We start from the raw sequence: 1,446 nt of genomic DNA on the forward strand, positions 1-1,446 counted from the left end.
TGCCCCATTGGATGATCAATCCGCCCAACCAGCGCGGGAACGCGATGTAGCCGTTGTCTGCCAGGCTGATCGAAAAGCCCCAACGCAGGGTGCGCGGCGTCACGATGCTGGTTTCATCGGCCCCGGCGTCCAGTTGTTCCAGGTTGGCGATCGGTGCGATGCCGGCCACGCCAGGAAGGGCTTTTTTGCTGCTGTCGATCACCTCGGACGATCCCGTAAACACAATCGGATTTGGTCCAGGTGCGACTCGCTGAATACGCACAGCGCCGCCGCCGGCAATCAGCACGACCGCTGACCGGGATTCATCGTGGCGCATCCAGTGGACACCGTTCCAATAGCAGTTTTGCGCCAGGTGAGTTTCTTCCAGAGCTGTTAAAAAACCGAAGGAACCAGCGTGAATATCCAGACTGTTCCCAGGCAGTGGGTTCAAGTTCGGGATGGCGTCATCGATCCCGTAGTGGGCCAGCTTGGTGCCCTTGTCGGCTTTCTTCTTCAGTTCAGCATCGATCTGGATCAACCACTGGTGATGCTGGTTCAACGACTGGCGCAGTTGATCCAAAAAGCTATTGATGCTCGTTTTATCGTAGGTGTCGCCACTGTCCCGTAGCTTCTCGCTGTAGCTCCAGTTGATCGGGTTCAGGCCTGCTTCGGCTTTACGCACATACACGTTACCGGCGTTGGCAAACACCGTAACGCACGGTTTTGATTCATCATGGCGCACCCAGTAGTGGCCGTCCCAGTAACAATTTTGGGCCAGGTTGGTCTCAACCGCCGAGGTGAGAAAAGCATAGGTTCCGCCGTGAATATCCAGACTGTTCCCGGGCAGCGGGTTCACGTTCGGAATGGCATCATTGATCCCGTAATCAGCGAGTTTTGTACCTTTGTTCGCCTTCTTGGCGATCGCCTCGTCAATGGCCTTGATCAACTGATCGATCTTGTCGGAGCTATAGGTGTCACCACTGTCGCGCACATCGAACGATGATGCCCAGGCGATCGGGTTTTTCCCCGGCCCAACCCGCTGTACCCGCACTCTGCCGGCACCGGCAATCAAGGCTACCGCAGCCCGTTTTTCGTCGTGCCGTACCCAATCTGCGCCGTTCCAGTAGCAGTTCTGGCACAGGTGCGTTTCATTGAGGGCGGTCAGGAACCCATAGGATCCGCCGTGAATATCCAGGCTGTCGTCGCCCAATGGATTGCGATTGGGAATGGCGTCATCGATCTCGTAGTCAGCGAGTTTCGTTCCTTTGTTCGCCTTCTTGGCCAACTCTCCCTTAACCCACTCTTTCCCCGCAAAGTGCTTCACCAGGGAATCACTGATCGGCTCAGCCTGGCGCAGATCGGCCACGGTGTTGGAGTCAGGCAGATCCGCCAGCGGCACGCAGAAATGGCGCACGCCGGCGCTGTCGGTGAAGTCAGCCAGGGCGGCGCCGAAACGCACCTCCCAGC

The 1,446-nt window shown here is 57.5% G+C and carries 1 pseudogene; it reads right to left on the reverse strand.

Going from position 1 to position 1,446, the window contains the following annotated elements:
- A pseudogene (locus H097_RS28365) lies at positions 1 to 1,446 on the reverse strand (hypothetical protein); the annotation flags it as partial.

It is taken from the genome of Pseudomonas sp. FH4, assembly GCF_000510915.2.
Classification (GTDB): domain Bacteria; phylum Pseudomonadota; class Gammaproteobacteria; order Pseudomonadales; family Pseudomonadaceae; genus Aquipseudomonas; species Aquipseudomonas brenneri.